Annotated in this window: 20 protein-coding genes; 9 read left to right on the top strand and 11 right to left on the bottom strand. The window is 69.5% G+C overall.

Going from position 1 to position 22,876, the window contains the following annotated elements; translation table 11 throughout:
- Positions 1-17: 17 nt before the first annotated feature.
- The 9 genes from ubiB to QWG60_RS14280 form a co-directional block, all read right to left on the bottom strand.
- Positions 18-1,640, bottom strand: coding sequence for a ubiquinone biosynthesis regulatory protein kinase UbiB (ubiB, locus tag QWG60_RS14320; protein ID WP_107181087.1), 1,623 nt, complete (start codon positions 1,638-1,640; stop codon positions 18-20).
- The gene (locus QWG60_RS14315; RefSeq protein ID WP_146908433.1) at positions 1,637-2,278 is read right to left on the bottom strand and encodes a ubiquinone biosynthesis accessory factor UbiJ; all 642 of its coding nucleotides are present in this window, start codon (positions 2,276-2,278) and stop codon (positions 1,637-1,639) included. The genes ubiB and QWG60_RS14315 overlap by 4 nt, the downstream gene beginning before the upstream one ends.
- A 7-nt stretch (positions 2,279-2,285) precedes the next feature.
- Positions 2,286-3,041, bottom strand: a complete 756-nt coding sequence (ubiE, locus tag QWG60_RS14310; protein WP_035592659.1) for a bifunctional demethylmenaquinone methyltransferase/2-methoxy-6-polyprenyl-1,4-benzoquinol methylase UbiE — start codon at positions 3,039-3,041, stop codon at positions 2,286-2,288.
- 113 nt (positions 3,042-3,154) lie between these two features.
- Entirely contained in the window at positions 3,155-3,538 is a 384-nt protein-coding gene (locus QWG60_RS14305; RefSeq protein WP_046078344.1) for a gamma-butyrobetaine hydroxylase-like domain-containing protein, read from the bottom strand.
- A 116-nt stretch (positions 3,539-3,654) separates the two neighbouring features.
- Positions 3,655-4,977 (bottom strand): ATP-dependent protease ATPase subunit HslU, encoded by a 1,323-nt coding sequence (gene hslU, locus QWG60_RS14300; protein ID WP_035592656.1) that lies wholly within the window; start codon positions 4,975-4,977, stop codon positions 3,655-3,657.
- Positions 4,978-4,979: 2 nt separating this feature from the next.
- On the bottom strand, positions 4,980-5,498 hold the full coding sequence (hslV, locus tag QWG60_RS14295; RefSeq protein ID WP_016853485.1) for an ATP-dependent protease subunit HslV: 519 nt from the start codon (positions 5,496-5,498) through the stop codon (positions 4,980-4,982).
- 193 nt (positions 5,499-5,691) lie between these two features.
- Positions 5,692-6,417 carry an SPOR domain-containing protein gene (locus QWG60_RS14290; protein ID WP_107180779.1) on the bottom strand — a complete coding sequence of 242 codons (726 nt, stop codon included), beginning with the start codon at positions 6,415-6,417 and terminating at the stop codon, positions 5,692-5,694.
- A gap of 3 nt (positions 6,418-6,420) precedes the next feature.
- Entirely contained in the window at positions 6,421-8,106 is a 1,686-nt protein-coding gene (argS, locus tag QWG60_RS14285) for an arginine--tRNA ligase (protein ID WP_146908436.1), read from the bottom strand.
- Positions 8,107-8,317: 211 nt separating this feature from the next.
- Complete coding sequence (locus QWG60_RS14280; RefSeq protein ID WP_246124659.1) at positions 8,318-10,546, bottom strand: primosomal protein N'; 2,229 nt, start codon at positions 10,544-10,546, stop codon at positions 8,318-8,320.
- A gap of 144 nt (positions 10,547-10,690) precedes the next feature.
- Between QWG60_RS14280 and rpmE the strand changes: the two genes are divergently transcribed.
- On the top strand, positions 10,691-10,903 hold the full coding sequence (gene rpmE, locus QWG60_RS14275; RefSeq protein WP_035592649.1) for a 50S ribosomal protein L31: 213 nt from the start codon (positions 10,691-10,693) through the stop codon (positions 10,901-10,903).
- 259 nt (positions 10,904-11,162) lie between these two features.
- Positions 11,163-12,434, top strand: coding sequence for a malic enzyme-like NAD(P)-binding protein (locus QWG60_RS14270; RefSeq protein WP_046078341.1), 1,272 nt, complete (start codon positions 11,163-11,165; stop codon positions 12,432-12,434).
- A gap of 89 nt (positions 12,435-12,523) precedes the next feature.
- Here QWG60_RS14270 and QWG60_RS14265 read toward each other — a convergent pair whose 3' ends face one another.
- Together QWG60_RS14265 and QWG60_RS14260 are read right to left on the bottom strand one after the other, a co-directional pair.
- Positions 12,524-13,270 carry a DUF481 domain-containing protein gene (locus QWG60_RS14265; RefSeq protein WP_052719301.1) on the bottom strand — a complete coding sequence of 249 codons (747 nt, stop codon included), beginning with the start codon at positions 13,268-13,270 and terminating at the stop codon, positions 12,524-12,526.
- An 82-nt stretch (positions 13,271-13,352) separates the two neighbouring features.
- Positions 13,353-15,878, bottom strand: coding sequence for a penicillin-binding protein 1A (locus QWG60_RS14260; RefSeq protein WP_046078340.1), 2,526 nt, complete (start codon positions 15,876-15,878; stop codon positions 13,353-13,355).
- Between the two features lie 263 nt (positions 15,879-16,141).
- Here QWG60_RS14260 and pilM point away from each other — a divergent pair, with 263 nt between their 5' ends.
- From pilM to aroB, 7 genes are all read left to right on the top strand, one after another.
- Positions 16,142-17,203, top strand: a complete 1,062-nt coding sequence (pilM, locus tag QWG60_RS14255) for a type IV pilus assembly protein PilM (protein WP_146908439.1) — start codon at positions 16,142-16,144, stop codon at positions 17,201-17,203.
- Complete coding sequence (locus QWG60_RS14250) at positions 17,200-17,772, top strand: PilN domain-containing protein (protein WP_046078338.1); 573 nt, start codon at positions 17,200-17,202, stop codon at positions 17,770-17,772. The genes pilM and QWG60_RS14250 overlap by 4 nt, the downstream gene beginning before the upstream one ends.
- Complete coding sequence (locus QWG60_RS14245) at positions 17,769-18,404, top strand: type IV pilus inner membrane component PilO (protein WP_046078337.1); 636 nt, start codon at positions 17,769-17,771, stop codon at positions 18,402-18,404. The genes QWG60_RS14250 and QWG60_RS14245 overlap by 4 nt, the downstream gene beginning before the upstream one ends.
- On the top strand, positions 18,401-18,925 hold the full coding sequence (locus QWG60_RS14240; protein ID WP_107180781.1) for a pilus assembly protein PilP: 525 nt from the start codon (positions 18,401-18,403) through the stop codon (positions 18,923-18,925). Before QWG60_RS14245 ends, QWG60_RS14240 begins: the two co-directional genes overlap by 4 nt.
- Positions 18,926-18,988: 63 nt before the next feature.
- On the top strand, positions 18,989-21,100 hold the full coding sequence (gene pilQ / locus QWG60_RS14235) for a type IV pilus secretin PilQ (protein ID WP_379825048.1): 2,112 nt from the start codon (positions 18,989-18,991) through the stop codon (positions 21,098-21,100).
- Complete coding sequence (gene aroK, locus QWG60_RS14230; protein ID WP_035592631.1) at positions 21,100-21,642, top strand: shikimate kinase AroK; 543 nt, start codon at positions 21,100-21,102, stop codon at positions 21,640-21,642. The genes pilQ and aroK overlap by 1 nt, the downstream gene beginning before the upstream one ends.
- Before the next feature lie 2 nt (positions 21,643-21,644).
- Positions 21,645-22,751: a 3-dehydroquinate synthase gene (aroB, locus tag QWG60_RS14225; protein WP_035592804.1), complete on the top strand. Its 1,107-nt coding sequence runs from the start codon at positions 21,645-21,647 to the stop codon at positions 22,749-22,751.
- Positions 22,752-22,876 lie beyond the last annotated feature (125 nt).

Raw genomic sequence — 22,876 nt, 5'->3', positions numbered from 1 at the left:
CCGTTGCAGTAGGTGGATCAGTTCCAGGCCAGCAGCAGGGCGCCGATGGCCGCCGCGCCGAGCACCGGCCAGGGCTGGCCGTCTGCCCATTGGACCAGCGGCTGCCAGGCGAGTGCCGCGGCCGCGATCAGCAGCCCCAGGCGCAGCCGGCGCTGGCGGCGGGCCTGGCTTTCCAGGCCACGCTGGATGGCGCCAAGGGCCTCGCCCTGTCGCTGGCGCTGCTGGTGGCCATGCTCGGCTCGGGCCAGCGCCTGGTGGGCGAGCACCGGCAGCTCGGGGAGCTGGCGCGAGAGCTCGGGCGCCTGGCGCTTCATGGATTCCCACAGCCCGCGGGCGCCGGCGCGCTCCTTCATCCAGTCTTCCAGGTAGGGCTTGGCGGTGGCCCACAGGTCGAGGTCCGGATACAGCTGGCGGCCCAGGCCCTCGATGTTGAGCAGGGTCTTCTGCAGCAGCACCAGCTGCGGCTGGACCTCCATGTTGAAGCGCCGGGCGGTCTGGAACAGGCCCAGCAGCACCTGGCCGAAGGAGATGTCCTTGAGCGGCTTCTCGAGGATCGGTTCGCACACGGTGCGCACCGCGGCGGCGAACTCGTTGGCCCGGGTGTCCTCGCTGACCCAGCCCGACTCGATATGCAGCGCCGCTACCTCGTAGTAGTCCTGGTGGAAGAAGGCCAGCAGGTTGCGCGCCAGGTAGTCCTGATCCTCGCGGGTCAGGCTGCCGACGATGCCGCAGTCGATGGCGATGTACTGGGGGTTCCACGGTGTCTCGCGGGACACGAAGATGTTGCCCGGGTGCATGTCGGCGTGGAAGAAGTTGTCGCGGAACACCTGGGTGAAGAAGATCTCCACGCCGCGCTCGGCCAGCCGGCGCAGGTCGGTGCCCTGGGCCTCGAGGGCCGCGAGGTCGGCCACTGGGATGCCGTGGATACGTTCCTGGACCATCACCCGGCGGCGGGTCAGCGCCCAGTGGATCGTCGGCACGAACAGCAGCGGCGAGCCCTTGAAGTTGCGCTTGAGCTGGGAGGTGTTGGCCGCTTCCTTGGTCAGGTCCAGCTCGTCGAACAGGGTCGACTCGTAGTCGCGGACCACCTCCACCGGGCGCAGCCGGCGCGCCTCGGGAATGCGTGCCAGGCCGGCGGCCAGCCGGTACATCAGGGCCATGTCCTGGCGCATCACGCGCTCGATGCCGGGGCGGATGATCTTGACCACCACTTCCTCGCCGTCGGGCAGCTGGGCGGCATGCACCTGGGCCACCGAGGCCGAGGCCAGCGGCTCGGACGAGAACTCTGCGAAGGCCTGTTCCAGCGGCATGCCGAGCTCCTCCTCGACCAGCCCGCGAGCGAGGTGGCCGGGGAAGGGCGGCACCTGGTCCTGCAGGCGGCGCAGCTCGTCGCCGATGTCGTCGGGGAACAGGTCGCGGCGGGTCGACAGCACCTGGCCGAACTTGACGTAGATCGGCCCCAGGGTCTCCAGCGCCAGGCGCAGCCGCTCGCCCCGGGGGCGCTGGCCCACGGGGATCAGCCGCAGCGGCGACAGGGTCAGCAGGCCGCGCAGCCACCAGGGCAGCCGTTCCTTGGGAATCAGGGTGTCCAGGCGATAGCGGGTGACCACCCAGGCGATGCGCGCGAGCCGCCGGATCATGCGCCGCCTCCCTCGGCGGTGAGGCGTCGGCGCAGGCGCTCCAGGCGTGCCTCGAGTCGGTCGGTGGCGACCTCCAGCTCGGTGAGGTGGTCGCGCAGTCCCTCGAACTGGTGACGGCCGGGCAGCAGCCGGGCCTCCTCGAAGACGTACTCGGAGACGTCGGCGCACAGCTCCTGGCGGGTGCGCAGGCCCCAGCGGCCGAGGCTGCGCATGCCCTCGGCCAGGCTGTGGGCCGGCACGTCGCCGAGCCAGCGGGCCAGCTCGCCCTCCCAGTCCAGGTCGAGGTCGAGCAGCAGGTCGCGGGTCGCCTCGAGCAGCGGGATATGCCCGCGCACCACGAGCTTGCCCTGGAACATCAGCCGTTCCACCGAGGCGCCACCGAGCAGCTCGCCCAGGGTTTCCGGGTCGAGCTCGACGACGGCGTCGAAGGCGTTCTCGGGCTCGTCATCCGGGCGCAACAGGTCCACGCCCTGGGCGTGGTAGGCCATGGCCACGGCCAGCGAGGAGGCCTCGAGGCGCACCAGCAGGCGCTGTCCGGCGAGGCGTTCCAGGCGGGCGGGGGCGGCGGGGTCGCGGGCGAGCAGGGCGTTGAGGCTGCGCTCGAGGCCGCCCAGCAGCAGGGTCGGTGTCAGCGCCATCTCGTCCTCACAGCTTGATGCCGCGGTGCAGGGCGACGATGCCGCCGGTGAGATTGGTGTACTCGACCCGCTCCAGGCCGGCGTCTTCCATCATGCCCTTCAGGGTGTCCTGGTCGGGGTGCATGCGGATCGACTCGGCGAGGTAGCGGTAGCTCTCGGCATCGCCGGCCACCAGCTCGCCCATGCGCGGCAGCAGGCGGAAGGAGTACTGGTCGTAGGCCTGGCTCAGCAGCGGGTTGTCGGGCTTGGAGAACTCCAGCACCAGCAGCCGGCCGCCGGGCTTGAGCACCCGCGCCATGGAGCGCAGGGCGGCGTCCTTGTCGGTGACGTTGCGCAGGCCGAAGGCGATGGTGATGCAGTCGAAGGTGTTGTCCGGGAAGGGCAGGGTCTCGGCGTTGGCCTGGACGTACTCGACGTTGCCGCCGACGCCCCGATCGAGCAGCTTGTCGCGCCCGACCCGCAGCATCGACTCGTTGATGTCGGCCAGCACCACGCGCCCCCGGGGACCGACCAGCCGCGAGAACTTCAGCGTCAGGTCGCCGGTGCCGCCGGCGATGTCGAGCACGCTGTGTCCCGGGCGGACGCCGGCGCGCTCGATGGTCAGGCGCTTCCACACCCGGTGGATGCCGAACGACATCAGGTCGTTCATCACGTCGTAGCGGGCGGCGACGGAGTGGAAGACGTCGGCCACGCGTGAGGCCTTCTCGTCGACCGGAACTTCCTGGTAACCGAAGTGGGTGGTGCGCTTGTCGCTGGGGGTCATGCGAGGGAGGCTCCCGGGTCAGCTGCACAATGGGGGCGAGGCCGACGGCCCCGCGTGTTGGGCCGCATTGTAGCGCCCCCCGGGGGGGCTTGTCTTGACGACGGGGCTTTCCCCTACAGCTGCTTGATCTCGATGCCGAGCGCTTCCCGCGAGGCCCCGGCGTCTTCGAGGCGCTGCAGGTAGTCGGCCCAGTTGGCCTCCTGGTGCTCGATCAGCTCGTGCAGGTAGTCCCAGCTGTAGAGGCCGCTGTCGTGGCCGTCGTCGAAGTGCAGCTTGAGCGCGTAGCGGCCGGCCTGGGTGATGTTGGCCAGGCCGACGTGCTTCTTGCCGACCTGCAGGGTCTCCTGACCCTGGCCGTGGCCGCGCACCTCGGCGGAGGGGGAGAATACACGCAGGTACTCCACCGACAGCCGGTGGCTCTCGCCGCCTTCATAGGTCAGCTCCAGCTCGCGGGCCTGCTTGTGGTAGTGCACTCGGGTGGGGATCGGGGCCGTCATGATGAGACTCCTGGCTTCGAGCTTCGAGCTTCGAGCTTCGAGCTTCGAGCTTCGAGCTTCGAGCTTCGAGCTTCGAGCTTCGAGCCGCTCGGGGCCCGAAGCCCGTCGCTCATGGCTTAGAGGATATACCGCGACAGATCCTCGTCCATCGCCAGCTCGCCGAGCTGGGAATCAACGTAGGCGGCGTCGATGGTCAGCGGGCTGCCCAGGTCGCCGCCCTGGTAGGAGGCCTCCTCGAGCAGGCGTTCCATGACCGTGTGCAGGCGGCGGGCGCCGATGTTCTCGGTGCCTTCGTTGACCTTCCAGGCGATCTCGGCGATGCGCGCGATGCCATCGTCGGTGAAGGTCACGTCCAGGCCCTCGGTGGCCATCAGCGCCTGGTACTGGCGCGTCAGCGCCGCGGACGGCTCGGTGAGGATGCGCTTGAAGTCGTCCGGCGTCAGGGCGTCGAGCTCGACGCGGATCGGCAGGCGGCCCTGCAGTTCGGGGATCAGGTCCGACGGGCGCGACAGGTGGAAGGCACCGGAGGCGATGAACAGCACGTGATCGGTCTTCACCATGCCGTACTTGGTGGACACGGTGGAGCCCTCGATCAGTGGCAGCAGGTCGCGCTGCACGCCCTCGCGGGAGACCTCGCCGCCGCTGGAGTTGGCGCTGCCCTTGGCGACCTTGTCGAGCTCGTCGAGGAAGACGATGCCGTGCTGTTCGACGGCCTCGATGGCACGCTGCTTGATGTCGTCCTCGTTGACCAGCTTGGCGGCCTCCTCGTCGCGCAGCAGCGCGAAGGCGTCCTTGACCGCCACCCGACGGGTCTCGGTCTGTTGCTTGCCCATGCTGGAGAACAGGTTCTGCAGCTGACTGGTCATCTCCTCCATGCCCGGCGGGGTGTTGATGTCCATGCCCTGGGCCTGTGGCGTCACCTGGATGTCGATTTCCTTGTCGTCGAGCTGACCCTCGCGCAGCTTCTTGCGGAACGACTGGCGGGTGGCGTTCTCGGTGCGCGGCTCGTTCTCCTGGCCGCGGGGCGGCGGCAGCAGGGCGTCGAGGATGCGGTCCTCGGCGGCGTCCTCGGCGCGATGGCCGACCTCTTCCTTGGCCTGCTCGCGGACCAGCTTGATGGCGGCCTCGGTGAGATCGCGGATGATCGACTCGACGTCGCGGCCGACGTAGCCCACCTCGGTGAACTTGGTGGCCTCGACCTTGATGAAGGGCGCGCGGGCCAGCTTGGCCAGGCGGCGGGCGATCTCGGTCTTGCCCACGCCGGTGGGGCCGATCATCAGGATGTTCTTGGGCGTGACCTCCTGGCGCAGCTCGTCGTCGAGCTGCATGCGGCGCCAGCGGTTGCGCAGCGCCACGGCCACGGCGCGCTTGGCGTCTTGCTGGCCGATGATGTACTGGTCCAGGGCGTGGACGATCTCGCGCGGGGTCATCTGGGTCATGATCAGAGCTCTTCCAGCGTGACGTTGTGGTTGGTGAACACGCAGATGTCGCCGGCGATCTCCAGCGATTTCTCGGTGATCTCGCGGGGCGACAGCTCGGTATTCTCGAGCAGGGCGCGGGCCGCGGACAGGGCGAAGTTGCCGCCGGAGCCGATGGCGATGATGCCGCGCTCGGGCTCCACCACGTCGCCGTTGCCGGTGATGATCAGCGAGGCGTTCTTGTCGGCCACGGCCAGCAGCGCCTCGAGGCGGCGCAGGGCGCGGTCGGTGCGCCATTCCTTGGCCAGCTCCACGGCGGCCTTGGTCAGGTGGCCCTGGTATTTCTCGAGCTGGGCCTCGAAGCGCTCGAAGAGGGTGAAGGCGTCGGCGGTGCCGCCGGCGAAGCCGGCCAGTACCTGGCCGCGGTACAGGCGACGCACCTTGCTGGCGTTGCCCTTCATCACGGTGTTGCCCAGCGACACCTGGCCGTCGCCGGCCAGCGCCACCTGGTCGCCGCGACGCACGGAAACGATCGTGGTCATGGAGGGGACTCTCCTTGAGGGAGCGTTCGGCTCCCGATGACTTGGGAATGGCGGAACACGGGGCGCGGGCGAGGCATGTCGCGCCGCTCGCCGGTGCGTGCCGGCGATTCCCCTGCGGCGCCGCGAGGGGCGGCGCCGTGCATGAGCTACTGGGGAGGTGTGGGCGCCGGGCCCGGAATTCAAGCGCGGCGCGTCACTGCAGCTGGATGAGCAGCGGCTCGATGCCCTGGGTGGACATCAGGTCGCGGGCCCGGGACAGCTCCCGGCGGTCCCGGTAGGGGCCGACCTGGACCCGATGCCAGGTTGCGCCGTCGCCGGTCTGGACCTCGCTGATGTTGGCCAGCAGGCCGAAGTCCTTGAGGCGGCCGGCCAGCTGCCGGGCGTCGCCGGACTGACGGAACGAGGCCGCCTGCAGCACGTAGCGCTTGCCGTCCTCGGCGCTGCGGGTCGTGTCCTCGGCTGGCGCGCTGTTGGCGGCGATCACCTGGGCGATCGGGTCGTCGGCCGAGACGGACCCGGCGCTCGAGCCCTCGTCCTCGTTGCTGGCAGGGCGCGGCGGTGGCGTGGCCGTGGAAGAGGCCGTCTGCTCGCCCGGGGCGATGACCTCGGACTCCGGCAGCAGGGTATAGAACTCGAAGGTCGGCATCGGCGGCTCGTCGTCCGCCGGCGCCGCGTCGCCGGGACGGGCGGACGGGGGTGGGGCCTCGCCGGTGGCGATGGGCGTCGGCGAGGCCGGGCCGTCCTGCCAGGGGGCGGTGCCGTGCTGGTGCTGCGAGATCAGGAAGCCGGCCACCAGACCGGTCAGTCCCCATAGCCAGCCGGGCACGCCGCGCCGCGGGGCGGATGCCTTGGCGGGGGCCTTCCGGGAGCTGGTGGCGCCTCGCTTGCGGCTGTTGGCGGCGGGCTTGCGGCTGGCCATGGCTTACATCTCCTCGGGGGCGCCGACGCCCATCAGGTCCAGGCCGTTGCGCAGCACCTGGCGGGCGGCGAGGAACAGCGCCATGCGGGCGTTGCGCAGGGCGTCGTCCTCGACCATCACCTTCACCGCGTTGTAGCAGGTGTGGAACTCGGCGGCGAGGTCGAGCAGGTACTGGGCGATCTGCTGCGGCTCGCGGCTGGCGGCGGCGTGGGCGACCACTTCCGGGTAGCGGGCCAGGCGGTTCATCAGCGCCTTCTCCTGCTCGGCCTCCAGGCGCGCCAGGTGGTCCATGGCCTGGGCGTGGTCGAACGGCTGCGCGAGCGACTCGGCCTTGCGCAGCATGCTGCACACGCGGGCGTGGGCGTACTGCACGTAGTAGACCGGGTTGTCGTTGGACTGCGAGCGGGCCAGGTCGATGTCGAAGGTCAGCTGGGAGTCGGCGCGGCGCGCGGCGAGGAAGAAGCGCGTGGCATCGCGGCCGACCTCGTCGATCAGGTCGCGCACGGTGACGTAGCTGCCGGCGCGCTTGGAGAGCTTCACCTCCACGCCGGAGCGGGTGACCATCACCATCTGGTGCAGCACGTAGTCGGGCCAGCCCTGGGGAATGCCGGCCTCCAGCGCCTGCAGGCCGGCGCGCACGCGGGTCACGGTGGAGTGGTGGTCGGCGCCCTGCTCGTTGATCACGGTGGTGAAGCCGCGCTGCCACTTGTCGAGGTGGTAGGCGACGTCGGGCAGGAAGTAGGTGTAGTGGCCGTCCTGCTTGCGCATCACCCGGTCCTTGTCGTCACCGAAGTCGGTGGTGCGCAGCCAGGTGGCGCCGTCCTGCTCGTAGGTGTGGCCCTTCTCGGCGAGGCGCTCGGCGGTGGCCGCCACCTTGCCGTCGCGGTACAGCGAGGACTCGAGGAAGTAGACGTCGAACTCGACGCCGAAGGCGCGCAGGTCGAGGTCCTGCTCGCGGCGCAGGTAGGCCACGGCGAACTCGCGGATGGCGTCCAGGTCGTCCGGGTCGGCGGTGCCGGTGACGTGGCGGTCGTCGGCGTGGATGGTGTCGCCGGCCAGGTAGCTGTTGGCCACGTCGATGATGTAGCCGCCGCGATAGCCGTCGGCCGGCCAGCCGTCGTCCTCGGGGTCGATGCCCTTGACGCGGGCCTGCACCGAGAGCGCCAGGTTGGAGATCTGGGCGCCGGCGTCGTTGTAGTAGAACTCGCGGGTGACGTCATAGCCTACCGCCTCGAGCAGGCGGCAGATGCTGTCGCCGATGGCCGCGCCGCGGCCGTGGCCGACGTGCAGCGGACCGGTGGGGTTGGCGGAGACGAACTCCACCTGCACCTTCTGGCTCTGGCCGCTGAGGCTGCGGCCGAAGGTGTCGCCTTCGTCCAGCACCTGACGGATGACCTGGGCCGCGGCGTCGGTGGCGGCGAAGAAGTTGACGAAGCCGGGGCCGGCGATCTCGACCTTCGACACGGCGTCGCTTGCCGGCAGCGCCTCGACCAGCGCCTCGGCCAGCTCACGGGGCTTCCTGCCGGCGGGCTTGGCCAGCATCAGCGCCAGGTTGGTGGCGTAGTCGCCGTGGGCCTTGTCCTTGGTCGGATCGACCTTGATGGTCGGGGCGAGCTCGGAGGGCAGGACGTCCTGGCGCTTGAGTTCGTCCAGGGCGCCCTCCAGCAGGGAGATGATGGTGTCTTTCATGGGGAGTCTGATGTCCTGTGGCGCGGGCGTGTCGGTCGCCCGTCGGCGGGCATTTGGCCGCACATTATCGACAATTGCGCGCGGGCTTTAAACCCTAGCCGTGGCTTCGGGCTTCGGGCTTCGGGCTTCGGGCTTCGGGCTTCGGGCTTCGGGCTTCGGGCTTCGGGCTTCGGGGTAAGCTGGTGCCTCCGCCTCCGCCTCCGCCTCCGCCTCACGCCAGCGTCTGCGGATCGATATCCAGCGACCAGCGCACCCGCCGCGCCGCCGGTTCGGCTTCCAGCCAGGCGGCCAGCCAGGCGCCGGCCTCGTGGAGCCGGCTGCGTTTCCCGGCGCCGAGCATCAGCTGCAGATGGTAGCGGTTCTGGCGGCGCTCCATGGGGGCCGGTACCGGGCCCAGGCAGTCCACGTCCAGCTCGCGCGCCTTGAGGTGCTCGCGCAGCGCCTCGGCGGCGCGGCCGCCGAGCTCGGTGACCGCCGCCTCCTGGGCGCCCTCCAGGCGCAGCAGCGCCAGGAAGCGAAACGGCGGCAGGGCGGCGACGCGGCGTTCCTCCAGCAGCTGCTCGGCCAGGGCGTCGTAGCCGCGGGCCGAGAGCAGGCGCAGGTGCGGGTCGTCGGCGTGCATGGTCTGCACCAGCACCCGGCCCGGGTGAGCGGCGCGGCCGGCGCGGCCGGCCACCTGCTCGAGCAGCTGGGCGCTGTGCTCCAGGGCGCGGAAGTCGCTGGCATAGAGGCCGGCGTCGGCGTTGACCACCACCACCAGGGTGACGTGGGGCAGGTGATGGCCCTTGGCCAGCATCTGGGTGCCCACCAGCAGGCAGGGTTCGCCGCGGCGCACCTCGGTGAGGGTCTGCTCCAGGGCGTCGCGGCGCCTCGTGCTGTCGCGGTCGATGCGGTGCACCGGCACGTCGGGGAAGCGCTCGGCCAGCGTTTCCTCGGTGCGCTCGGTGCCGCTGCCCAGCGGGCGCAGGTCGGCGCTGCCGCAGTCGGGGCAGGCGTCGGGCAGGGCGCGGCGCTGGTCGCAGTGGTGGCAGGCCAGCAGCGGCGGCTGGCGATGCAGGGTCAGGCGGGCGTCGCAGTGGTCGCACTCGGCGAGCCAGCCGCAGGCGTGGCAGCTGAGCGTCGGGGCGAAGCCGCGGCGGTTGATGAACACCAGCACCTGATGGCCGGCGGCCAGGGTCTCCTCGACGGCCTCGAGCACCGGCGGAATCAGCCCGCCCCGGCGGGTGCGGCCGCGTAGGTCGACCAGCTCCAGGCGTGCCGGGGCGTGGCGGCTGGCGCGCTGGGTCAGGCGCAGGTGGCGGTAGTCGCCGCTCTGGGCCCGGTGCAGGGTCTCCAGCGACGGCGTGGCGCTGCCCAGCACCAGCGGGATGCCGTGATGATGGGCGCGGGCCACGGCCAGGTCACGGGCGTGGTAGCGCAACCCCTCCTGTTGCTTGAAGGAACCGTCGTGCTCCTCGTCGACGATGATCGCGCCGGGCGCGGCCAGGGGCGTGAAGATCGCCGAGCGGGTGCCGATGACGATCGGCGCCCGGCCGCTGGCCGCGGCCTCCCAGGCGTCGAGCCGCTCGTGATCGGTGAGCCCCGAGTGCAGCGCCACCACCGGCACCCGGAAGCGGCGCTTGAAGCGTGCCAGGGTCTGCGGCGTCAGGCCGATCTCGGGCACCAGCACCAGGGCCTGGCGGCCACGGCCGACCACCGCCTCGATCAGCTGCAGGTAGACTTCGGTCTTGCCGCTGCCGGTGACGCCGTGCAGCAGGCAGGGGTGATAGGCGTCGAGGCCCTCGTGAAGCGCGGCCAGGGCGGTGGCCTGTTCGCGATTGAGCGGCAGCACCGGCTCGGCCAGCAGCGGGCCGCCGGCGTCGGCCGGACCGGTACGTGGCTCCTCGCGCCGGGCGACCAGTCCCTTTCTCTCCAGCGCCTGAAGCTGGGGGCGGGTGAACGACTGGGCGAGAATGGCCTGGGCAAGCATGCCGTGGGGATGCTGGCGCAGCATGGTCAGCAGCTCGGCCTGGCGCGGCGCCCGCCCGAGGCTCTCCGGCATCTCGCCGGCGCCGGCCTCGGTGACCCGCCAGCGCTCCCGGGTGCGCGCCTCCAGGGCGCGGCCCTGTCGCAGCAGCGCGGGCAGCGCCTGGTGCAGGGTGTCGCCCGGGGCGTGCTGGTAGTAGCGGGCGGTGAAGCGGCACAGCCACAGCCAGTCCGCCGGCAGCGGGGCGTCGTCGAGGCGATCCTCGATCGGCTTGAGCCTGGCCAGCGGCAGGTCGCTGTCGTCGCGGCACTCCACGACCACGCCGACCACCCGGCGAGGGCCGAAAGGCACCCGCACGCGCAGTCCCGGCTGCCAGCCGCCCTCCGGCGGCGCGCCGGCGGGGCGGTAGTCGAACAGGCGGCGAAGCGGTGACGGTACGGCGATGCCCAGCACGGCGGGCGAGGAAACGGACAATTGGCCTCCGGGGGCGGCTCTGCTAGAATGCTCGGCCGCCGCGTCACCCTGTGTGGGGCGGCGCCCGGTTTGAACGTTCAGACAATCCGTATGCGGTGCCTGGCATGGGATCAGGTGGCGGCATACAGCGTAGCGAGGCTCAAGATGAAACAAGGTATCCACCCGAATTACAAGACGGTCAACGCGACCTGCTCCTGCGGCGCCACCTTCGAGGTCGGCACCACCAACGATCAGGACCTGTCCCTGGACGTCTGCTCTCAGTGCCACCCCTTCTACACCGGCAAGCAGAAGCAGGCGACCACCGGTGGCCGCGTCGAGCGCTTCAACAAGCGCTTTGGTGCCGCCGTCAAGCGTTGATGCGTCGCCGGCGCCCTGCGCCGGCGTTGGCAGCAGCCGAAAGAACCCGCCCTGGTGGCGGGTTTTTTTACGTCCAACGATCGGGCGTCGCTTCGATAAGGAATCCTTTATGACAGAGCGGTGAAGTATAAGTTACGGCAAATGGTGTCGAACGTCTGCGAAAGCGGTTGCTAGATTGTGTAACTTTACTAAGTTGAGAAGTGGAAGTTTTTTTTATAATCTCGCTGGCCCTCAATACCATTCGAACCGGATCCTGAGCATGACAGACGCGAAGAGACAGGCGGCACTGGACTATCACGCGAAGCCCATTCCCGGGAAGCTGTCGGTGGAGCTGACCAAGCCCACCGCGACCTCCCGGGATCTGGCCCTGGCCTACAGCCCGGGCGTGGCCGAGCCGGTGCGCGAGATCGCTCAGGATCCGGAGAACGCCTATCTCTATACCGGCAAGGGCAACCTGGTGGCGGTGATCTCCGACGGCAGCGCCATCCTGGGGCTCGGCAACCTGGGCGCGCTGGCCAGCAAGCCGGTCATGGAGGGCAAGGGCGTGCTGTTCAAGCGCTTCGCCGGCATCAACTCCACCGACCTGGAGGTCAACGCCGAAAGCCCGCAGGCCTTCATCGACACCGTGGCCCGCATCGCCGATACCTGGGGCGGCATCAACCTCGAGGACATCAAGGCGCCGGAGTGCTTCGAGATCGAGCGCGCGCTGGTCGAGCAGTGCAGCATCCCGGTGTTCCATGACGACCAGCACGGCACCGCCATCGTCACCGCGGCGGGCATGCTCAACGCCCTGGACATCGCCGGCAAGTCCCTCGAGGAGGCGAAAATCGTCTGCCTCGGTGCCGGGGCGGCGGCGATCGCCTGCATGAAGCTGCTGGTGTCCTGTGGCGCCCGCGCCGAGAACCTGGTGATGCTGGACCGCAAGGGCGTGATCCACAGCGGTCGCGAGGACCTCAATCAGTACAAGGCGATGTTCGCGGTCGACACCGACAAGCGCACCCTGGACGACGCCATCGACGGGGCCGACGTCTTCATCGGCCTGTCCGGCCCCGGCCTGATGAGCGCCGACCACATCCGCAAGATGGCCGACCATCCGGTGGTGTTCGCCTGTACCAACCCGGATCCGGAGATCCATCCGGACCTGGCTCGCGAGACGCGCCCCGACGTGATCATGGCCACCGGCCGCTCCGACTACCCGAACCAGGTCAACAACGTGCTGGGCTTCCCGTTCATCTTCCGCGGCGCCCTGGACGTGCGGGCGACGCGCATCAACGAGGAGATGAAGGTCGCCGCGGTGCATGCGCTCAAGGACCTGGCCCGCGAGCCGGTACCCCAGGCGGTGCTGGAGGCCTACGAGGCCGAGAGCATGAGCTTCGGTCGCGACTATATCCTGCCTACCCCGGTGGACGTGCGGCTGCTCGAGCGCGTTTCCTCGGCGGTGGCCCAGGCGGCGGTGGATTCCGGCGTGGCGCGCAAGCCGTATCCCGCGCACTATCCGCTCAAGACCGTGGACGACGTCTACGGCGGTTGATCGCCAAGGTGGTGCGTGAATGACGACGCCGGCCCTCGGGCCGGCGTCGTTGCGTCTGGAGGGCGCGTCAGGACAGTGCCTCGAGGCGCTTACCAGTCGTAGAGCAGCGAGACGTTGGTGATGCGATCGGTGCGTGCCGTGGCGCCGTCGGGTGGCCGGGTGTTGTGCTTGAGCTCGTAGGAGAGCTTGAGCGCCAGGTGCTCGTTGAGGCGTGACGTCAGACTGGAGAGCGATCGGGCGGTCAGGTTGCGATCGGTGCCCTCCAGCGACAGTTCCTGAGCGAAGGAGGCGGTGTCTGAGAGGTGCCAGCGGTAGTCCATGGCGCCGTAGGCCACGCCGAGTCGCCGGGTCGGCTCATCGGTCACGCTATCGACCCGGTAGCCGGGCCCGGCCTCCAGCGACAGCACGTGGCGCTCGTTATCCAGCACCTGGCGGCCGTAGCCGCCGATCACCGTGGCCTGATAGTCGTAGCCGCTGAAGCGGTCGTCTTCCCAGCGGGCGAAGCCGAACAGGTAGTGCGGGCCCTCGATGTCGTAGCGTTCGCGGGCGGCCAGCAGGTACTGCTCGGCGCTGGTCTCCTCGTCCTGGGTGACGTGGCGGGCCTCGCCGCGCAGGCTGTGGGTGAAAGCGCCATCCAGCCACACCAGGCGGCCCTTGGCGATCAGGGTCTGGCTGTTGGTATTGCCCTGCAGATGCGTGAAGCCGAGCTCGGCCTCGCCGGTCAGGGGCGGGGAGTCCTCCTTCGGCACCGGGGGCGCATAGAAGGGGGAGGCCAGGGTGTCGCCGGCCAGCATCAGCAGGCCAAGCCCGCAGGTGGCTATCACCTTGGAGCGCATGGGATGTCTCGCGGTCGGTTCGGGGAAGAGCGAAGCAGAGGGCCGGTGCGGCGGCGGGCCACCGCACCGGCGAGACGACGATCTAGAAGATGGCTTCGTAGGCGCCGGTGCCCTGGGAGCCGCTTTCCTGTTCCACGGCGCGGTCGACGCGGCGCGGCTGGTAGCTGGGCAGGTGGTCGGCGCGGAAGAGCTCCTCGATGCCGCCGGACTGGTCGTCGTGCAGCAGGCGGCCGGTGTCGGGGTCGACCCGGCGCGTCACCACGCCGTCCGGGCGCTCGGGCCAGTGTTCCGGGGTGCCGGCCAGGGCGCTGCCCATGAAATCGACCCAGATCGGCAGCGCCGCCTGGGAGCCGTATTCCGCGGTCGAACTGTTGTCGTCCTTGCCGACCCAGACGGTGGCGGCGAGCTCGGTGTTGAAGCCGGCGAACCAGGCATCGCGCTGGTCGTTGGTGGTGCCGGTCTTGCCCACGATGTCGCCGCGCTCGAGGGCCAGGGCGCGGCGGGCGGTGCCCCGCTCGACCACGTCGCGCAGCATGTCGCGGAGCAGGAAGGCCGCCGCCGGATCGACCACACGCGGCGCGACCCGGTAGGTCTTGCCATCACGCTCGACGGTCTCCTGGTCGGCAGCGCACTCGCGGCAGGCCACCAGCGGATCGGCTTCCTGCACCACGGTCTGGGCCTCGCCGCGGGTGATCTCCTGGATCAGCCAGGGTTCGATGGCGAAGCCGCCGTTGGACAGCACCGCATAGCCGCGGGTCATCTCCAGCGGGGTCAGGCTGGTGGTGCCGAGCGCCAGCGACAGGCCGTGGGGCAGGCGCTCGGGGTGGAAGCCGAAGTTCTCGAGGAAGCCGATGGTGCGCTCGAGCCCCAGGGTCTGCAGCAGACGGATGGTGACCAGGTTGCGCGAGCGGGCGAGGCCGACGCGCAGGCGGGTCGGGCCGAGGAAGTCGCCGCTGGAGTTGTTGGGGCGCCACAGCTCGCTGCTGCCGTCCTCCATCACCACCGGGGCGTCGTTGATGATGGTGGCGGGATTCACCTCGCCGCTGTTCAGGCCGGCCAGGTAGATGAACGGCTTGAAGATCGAGCCCGCCTGGCGGCGCGCCTGGAGCGCGCGATTGAACTTGCTGGCGTCATAGTCGAAGCCGCCCTGCAGGGCCAGGATGGCGCCGGTGTCGGGGTCCAGCACCACCAGCGAGCCCTGGGCATCGGGCTGCTGGGACAGGCGCCAGCTGCCGTCCTCGCGCTGCAGGATGCGCACGAGGTCGCCGGGACTGGCGATATCGGCGGCGGAGTTCGGTGCCGCGCCGCGATAGCGGGCGTTGCGGTAAGGCTGGGCCCAGTCGAGGCCGTCCCAGTCGAGGGTACGGACCTCGCCGCCGCGGGCCAGCACGCGCATCTCGCGACCCTCGGTGGAGACCACGATGGCCGGTTCCAGCGGGCCCAGCACCGGGGTGCGATCCAGCACCTGCAGCCAGTTGCTGACGTCGCCGTCGATGCCGTCGACCTCGGTCTGGCTGCGCTCGGCGGCCTGGCGGGCGGTGCTCATCACCTCGGGGGATTCGGCCAGCTCTTCCTCGAGGCCCTCCGGGTCGGTGTTCTCCTGGGCTTCCGCCAGGCTGCGCGGGATATCGGACTGCTCGGCGCCGCGCCAGCCGTGGCGGGTGTCGTAGGCGATCAGGCCGTTGGCCAGCGCCTGGCGAGCCTGGGGCTGCAGTTCGCTGTCCAGGGTCGTGGTGATGCGATACCCCCCGGTGTAGGCGTCGTCGAAGCGGTCGACGGCGTACTGTCGGGCCATCTCGGCCACGTAGTCGGCGGTGACCTCGGCCTTGGTCTGATGGCGGCGGGCGGTGATCGGCGCCTGGACGGCCTCGTCGTAGGCGGCCTGGTCGATATAGCCCAGGTCGCGCATGCGGAACAGGATCCAGTTGCGGCGGATCAGGGCGCGTTCGGCGTTGGCCAGCGGGTTGAAGGCGGACGGTGCCTTGGGCAGGCCGGCGATCATGGCCTGCTGGGCCAGGGTCAGGTCGCCGAGCGGTTTGTCGTAATAGACCTCGGCCGCGGCGGCGATGCCGTAGGCACGGTGGCCGAGGAAGATCTTGTTGACGTAGAGCTCGAAGATCTCTTCCTTGCTGAGGATCTGCTCCATCTGCAGCGCCAGCAGGATCTCGCGGATCTTGCGGGTGAAGGTCTGGTCCAGCGTCAGCAGGTAGTTGCGCGCTACCTGCATGGTGATCGTGGACCCCCCGGACCGGATGTCGCCGCCGCTGGCGGCCAGCTGGACGGCGGCGCGGGCCAGACCCTTGGGGTCGACGCCGTGATGGTCGAAGTAGGACGCGTCCTCGGCGGCCATCAGGGCGTCGACCATGGTCGGCGGAATCTCGTCGTAGTTCACCGGCTGGCGGCGTTCCTCGCCGTACTCGCCGATCAGCTTGCCGTCACGGGTGAAGATGCGCAGCGGGGTCTGCAGCTCGAAATCCTGAAGCTGCCGGACGTCGGGAAGGCCGGGGGCGAAGTAGAGGGCGGCCCCGGCCACGGCCAGCACCGAAGCGGTGGACAGCGAAACCAGCAGCCAGAATGCCGAGAAGGCCAGGGTTCTGAAGAACTTCATGAAAAAACGGTATCCATGCGGTGAACGAGTGCGAAGCGGCGGGGGCGAACGAGGGTGCAGATGCGCCGGCCATTATAGGAAGCCGTCAGCGCGACCACCAGCGTTGACGTCTGGCGACACCCGTTCGTGTGAGATCAGGCGATTTCATGTAGCCTCCGCTGACAGAAGAATTGGCATGACGCTTATCCTGTCTTCAGTATTTGGTCGGTGCCGTATTATAACGAGTGGTTTTACGCAGGCATTCAGTCGGGAGCATGACCTAGATGCGAATCGGTGCAGCCGGCAAGGGGCTCATCGGGGTCGATATCACTTCGGCCACCGTCAAGCTGATCGAGCTCAAGTGGGGCGGTGGGGGCTATCGCGTCGAGAGCTATGCCGTGCGGCCGCTGCGCGAGGGCGCGGTGGTGGAGCGACGCATCCGCGACATGGGCGAGGTCGTCGATGCGCTCAAGCGCGCCGTGGATCATGCCAAGCCGACCAGCCGGCGTGTCTCGGTGGCGGTGCCGGCCAGCGCGGCGATCACCAAGACGCTGACGCTGCCGGCGACCCTGTCGGACGACGAGATCGAGACCCGCATCCAGCTCGAATCGGACAAGCACGTTCCCTTTCCGTTCAGTGAAGTGGCCTTCGATTTTCAGCGGCTCGGGCTCAACGAGCGCTACGGCGATCAGCAGGACGTGCTGCTGGTCGCCTGCCGCCAGCAGGACGTCGGCCAGCTGACCGAGGCGGTACATCAGGCGGGGCTGTCGCCGGCCGTGGTGGACGTCGAGACCTTCGCCATGGAGCGTGCCTACACCGAGCTCGCGACCCAGCTGCCGGCCACCGTCGCCCAGGACGGTGGCGTCACCCTGGTGGATATCGGGGCTCACATGAACGCCTTCCACGTGCTGCGCGAGGGTCGCATCACCTACAGCCGGGACACCGTGTTCGGCGGCCGGGCGCTCACCGAGGAGATCCGCAACCGCTACGGGCTGAGCCTCGAGGAGGCCGGCCTGGCCAAGAAGCGTGGCGGCCTGCCGGACGACTACCAGCGCAGCGTGCTGGATCCCTTCATCGAGACCCTGGTGCAGCAGGTCGGGCGTTCACTGCAGCTGTATTACACGGCCGGCCGCAAGCAGGAGGTGCGGCGCATGATCCTGGCCGGCGGCACCGGGGTGCTGCCCGGCCTGGCGGACCGCCTGGCGGCGGAAACGGGGATGGAGGTGGTGATCGCCAACCCCTTCCGGCGCATGAAGGTGAGCTCGCGGGTCGATGTCGAGACCCTGGCCGGCGACGCCCCGGCCATGCTGACGGCCTGCGGGCTGGCGATGAGGGTGCGTGGATGACCATCGAGATCAACCTTCTGCCCTGGCGCGAGGCGCAGCGCCAGCGGCGCAGCAAGCGCTTCCATCTGGCCCTGGCGCTGGCCGCCCTGATCGGTCTGGGCGGTGGCTATGCCGTGACCTGGTACCATGAGCAGCAGCTGATGGCCCAGCAGCAGCGCCATGCGCTGATCCGCCAGCGCACCGCGGAGCTGGATCATGACATCCGCACCGTCAGCGAATACGAGTCACGGCTCGAGACGCTCGATCGTCGCATCGAGGTGCTGCAGGAGCTGCAGGCCGAGCGTCCCCAGACCGTGCACGTCTTCAATGCCCTGGCCGCCAGCCTCGAGGAAGGGGTGTACTACGTCGACCTCCAGCGTCAGGGGGATCGCCTGCACCTGACCGGCCTGGCGCCGGACAATCGTCGCGTTTCCGACCAGCTGCGGGCCCTCGAGGCCTCGCCGGTGCTCGACGTGCCGGTGCTGTCCGAGGTGGAGGCCGAGGGAGGCGAGCGCCGCTTCGATCTCAGCGTCGGCCAGCACATGCCGGGGGCCGCGAACGACACCGCCAGGCAGGAGGTGACGCCATGAACCTCGCCGCCGAATGGCGTCGCCTGACGGACGTGGAACTGAGCGAGCTGGACATCAAGGAGGCCGGCGGCTGGCCCGTCCTGCTGCAGCTGATCTGCTGTCTGCTGATGGTCGGGCTGACCTTCGCCGGGGTCTACTGGTACCTGGCGGCGCCCAAGGCCCAGGCGCTGGAAAGCGCTCGGCAGGAAGAGGCGCGCCTGCTGCGGGACTACCGCAGCAAGGCGGCTCAGGCGGCCCATCTGCCGGGGATGCGCGAGCAGGTGGAGGCGCTGGACGGTCGTCTGGAGGTGCTGGTGGGCATGTTGCCGAGCGGCCCCGAGATCCCGTCGCTGATCGACGACATCAGCGAGGCGGCGGTCGACAGCCAGCTGACCATCGACGCCATTCGCCTGCGCAGCCCCGTCGAGCGGGAGTTCTACGTGGAGCGGCCGTTCGATATCCGGGTGAGCGGCGACTACCATCGCATCGGCTCCTTCCTTGCCGCCGTCGCCGATCTGCCACGCATCGTCACCCAGCATGACTTCACCCTCGCGCCGTCCGACGACGGGCGGCTCGAGCTGTCGATGCTGGCGCGGACCTACAGCTATCGGCCGCCGCAAGAAGCGCCCTCCGGCGAGGAGGAGGCGCCATGAGGGTCTGGGGGCGTGGCCTGGCGCTGCTGGGCCTGATGCTGTCGCTCGGCGCCTGCCGCGACGCGGCCAGCGGTGATCTCGATCGGGAACTGGCCGCGCTGCGGGCCGCCCCCGGCGAGCTGACGCTCGAGCCGCTGCCGCCGATGCCGGTCTATCACGCCGTGGACTACCGCTTCGCCGACCGGCGCAGCCCCTTCCAGGCGCGGCTGCCGGAGAGCCGCGCCCTGCCGGAGGGCGATGCGGAGCTGGCGCCTGACCGGTCGCGATCGCGGGAGCCGCTGGAGGCCTATGAGCTCGGCCAGCTGGAGCTGGTGGGCACGCTGACCGTGGGCGGCACGCCCTCGGCGCTGATCCGGGCGCCGGGCGGCAAGGTGCACCGGCTGCGCGTCGGCGATCACATGGGCTCGGACTTCGGGCGCATCGTCGGTATCACGTCCGCCTCGGTGCAGCTGGTGGAGATCGTGCCCACCGGAGGCGGCGGCTGGATCGAGCGCAGCACCCAGCTGTCGCTGGACGGCTAGACCAGAAGCGTGACACGGCCCGTCGGGAGCGGCGGGACCTGCAAAGAGGGGACCATGACATTGATGAAAAGAATGCTCGCGGCGCTGGCCATGCTGGTGGTCTCCACCTCTGTCATGGCGGCCTCGACGCTGACCGGCCTCGACTATCGTCAGGCAGCCGGGGGTGCCCTGGAGGTCGATCTGTCCTTCGACGGTGGCGTGCCCGAGGTGCGCGGCTATCGTCTCGACGATCCGGCGCGGCTGACCATCGACCTGATGGCGACACGCAGCGCCCTGGAGCATCGTCGTCAGGCGCTGGGGGTCGGTGGCGTCGAGCGGGTCACCGCCCTGGAGGCGGGCAGCCGTACGCGGCTGGTGTTCGACCTGGAGGGCCCGCTGCCCTACGACACCGCTCGGCAGGGCGACCGCCTGCGGCTGTCGATCGGCGGCGGTGTCGCGCCCCCGGCGGCCACCCGCTCCGCCGCCTCGCCTGTCGGCAGCGCGCCAGCGGCCGGACCGGGCATCACCGACATCGATTTCCGCCGCGGTGACGACGGCGCCGGCCGCCTGGTGGTGTCCTTCGACCGCAGCGGCGTGGATGCCCGGGTCAGCGAGAGCGGCAGCTCGGACATCGTCGCGCGGCTCCCCGGCGTTCGCCTGCCGGCCTCGCTGGATCAGGTCTATGACGTCACCGATTTCGACACACCGCTGCGCCGCATCACGCCACGGGTCGATCGGGATGGCGTCACGCTCGATATCCAGGGCAGCGGCGACTTCGCCATGCTCTCCACCCAGAGCGGCCGTCAGCTGACCATTTCGGCCCAGCCGGCCACGCCCCAGGAGCGCCAGGCGCGCGATCAGTTCTCCTATACCGGCGAGCGGATCACCCTGAATTTCCAGGACATCGAGGTGCGTTCGGTGCTGGCGATCATCGCCGACTTCACCGGGATGAACCTGGTGGCCAGCGACAGCGTCACCGGCCGTGTCACGCTCAACCTGCAGGACGTACCCTGGGATCAGGCGCTGGACCTGGTGCTCAAGAGCCAAGGGTTGGCCAGCCGTCAGGAGGGCAACGTCATCGTGGTGGCGCCGGCGGAGGAGCTGGCGGCCCGGGAGCAGCTGGAGCTGCAGACCCGCGAGCAGCTGGAGACGCTGGCGCCGCTGGAGACCGAGTACATCCAGGTCAAGTACGCCAAGGCCGAGGATCTGGCGCGACTGCTGCGAGGCGAGAGCACCGGCGGCGGGGCGAGCGGCTTCGGCCTGCTGACCGAGCGCGGCCGGGTCGCCGTGGACCCGCGCACCAACACCCTGCTGGTGCAGGACACCGCCGAGCAGATCGGCAGCATCATGGAGACCCTGGAGCGGCTCGACGTGGCGGTGCGTCAGGTGCAGATCGAGGCGCGGATCGTGATCGCCCGGGACAGCGCCACCCAGGAGCTGGGCGTCAACTGGGGGCTGTCATCGCCTCGAGGCGACGGTCGGCTCGATCTGGGTGGGGCGTCTTCCGGTCAGCCGGTGGCGACCTACGGGGATGACTTCAGTGGCCAGCGCGAGTCCAGGGGGCAATTCACCGGGGCGTACGGTGATCCAGATGGGCAGCTGTTTCAGCGTGGTGGGCTGGCGGTAGACCTGGGGGGAGCCAATCCCATGACCAGCTTCGGTTTTGGTTATCTATCAGGGGATGTGTTGCTCGACCTGGAGCTGCGGGCGCTGGAGAGCGAGGGCAAAAGCCAGACCATCTCCCAGCCGCGGGTGATCACCGCCGACCAGAGCACCGCGGTGATCAAGCAGGGCACCGAGATTCCCTATCAGGAATCGACCTCCAGCGGGGCGACCGATACCGAGTTCAAGGAGGCGGTGCTGTCGCTGGAGGTGACGCCGCAGATCACGCCGGACAACCGCATCATCATGGACCTGGCGGTCAACAACGATACCGTGGGCGAGCTGTTCAACGGGGTGCCGTCCATCGACACCAACGAGATCACCACTCAGGTGCTGGTGGACAACGGCGAGACCGTGGTGCTCGGCGGTATCCTGACCACCGAGCAGGTGCGCAGCCTGTTCAAGACGCCCTTCCTGGGCGACATTCCGGTGCTCGGAAACCTCTTCCGCTATACCGAGGACTCCAGCGATAAGGTAGAGTTGCTGGTATTCATCACGCCCCGAATACTGGATGACAACCTGGCGATTCGCTGATGCCGGCACTACCCAATCTGATATTGATCGGCCCCATGGGGGCCGGAAAGAGCACCATCGGCCGCCTTCTGGCGGCCGAGCTGTCCCGAGACTTCTACGACAGCGATCATGAAATTCAGGATCGCTGTGGCGCCGACATCCCGTGGATCTTCGACGTCGAGGGCGAGGCGGGCTTCCGCGAGCGCGAGACGCAGATGATCGACGAGCTGTCGGCGCTGGAAGGCGTGGTCATCGCCACCGGCGGCGGCGCGGTGCTGCGCGAGGAGAATCGGCGCATGCTGCGTGACAGCGGTACGGTGATCTATCTCTACACCACCGTCGAGCAGCAGCTGCGGCGTACCGCCAAGGACCGCAACCGGCCGCTGCTGCAGCGCGATGACAAGGCCGAGGTGCTGGAGCAGATGTTCCAGCAGCGCGACCCGCTGTACCGGGCCACCGCCGACATCGTGGTGCGCACCGATCGTCGCGGTCCGCGGGCCGTGGTCAACGAGATCGTGCGCCGCGTGGAGCGGCTGATCGATCCCCTGCATTGCAAGGCATGAACATGACGCGATCCATCGATGCCCGGCGCACCCTGACGGTGGCCCTGGGCGAGCGCAGCTACCCCATTCATATCGGCCCCGGGCTGCTGGGCGATCCGCAGTGGCTGCGGCCGCACCTCGCCGGCCGCCAGGTGATGATCGTCACCAACGAGACGGTGGCGCCGCTCTATCTGGAGCGGCTCAAGGCCGGCCTGGGCGATGACCTGACGGTGCGCGAGGTGGTGCTGCCGGACGGCGAGGCGACCAAGACGCTCGCCAGCGTCGAGCGCATCTGGGATGCCCTGCTCGAGGCCGGCTTCAACCGCCGCTGTACCCTGGTGGCCCTGGGCGGCGGTGTGATCGGCGACATGACCGGCTATGCGGCGGCCAGCTATCAGCGCGGCGTGGCCTTCGTGCAGGTGCCGACCACGCTGCTGTCCCAGGTGGACTCCTCGGTGGGTGGCAAGACCGGTGTCAATCACCCGCGCGGCAAGAACATGATCGGCGCCTTCTGGCAGCCTCGGGCGGTGCTGATCGATACCGATACCCTGTCGACCCTGCCGCGGCGCGAGCTGTCGGCCGGCCTGGCCGAGGTCATCAAGTACGGCCTGATCCGCGACGTCGGCTTCCTGACCTGGCTGGAGGACAACATGGCGGCGCTGCGAGGCCTCGATGCCGCGGCCCTGGCCTGGGCCATCGAGCGCAGCTGCAGCCTCAAGGCGGAGATCGTCGCCGAGGACGAGACCGAGCAGGGCGTGAGGGCGCTGCTCAACCTGGGGCACACCTTCGGCCATGCCATCGAGACGCATCAGGGCTACGGTCGCTGGCTGCATGGCGAGGCGGTCGGCACCGGCATGCTGCTGGCCGCCGAGCTGTCGCGGCGGCTCGGCTGGCTGTCGGACGACGAGGTGGCGCGCACGCGTGAGGTGCTGGCGGCGGCCGACCTGCCCCTGGCCGCGCCGGCCGACATGAGCGTGGACGACTTCCTGTCGATCATGCGCCTCGACAAGAAGAACCTCGACGACCGGCTGCGGCTGATCCTGCTGCGCGGCCTCGGCGACGCCTGCATCCATGACCAGACCCCGCCCGAGACCCTGGCGACCCTGCTGGAGGACTTTCCCCGGCAGTGATCGCTCGCTTCTCTATCGTGCGCGCCTCGACGCCCGCTGCTTCGGCAGCGGGCGTCGTCGTTTCGGGCGGTGTCGGGGAACGTGTCCGGCGCGGAAATGCGTGAATCTGTATGCCATATGCAGCA

This window comes from Halomonas halophila (genome assembly GCF_030406665.1).
GTDB lineage: Bacteria > Pseudomonadota > Gammaproteobacteria > Pseudomonadales > Halomonadaceae > Halomonas > Halomonas halophila.
The sequence above is the reverse complement of the archived record's forward strand: the minus strand, read 5'-3'. Positions and strand labels throughout refer to the sequence as shown.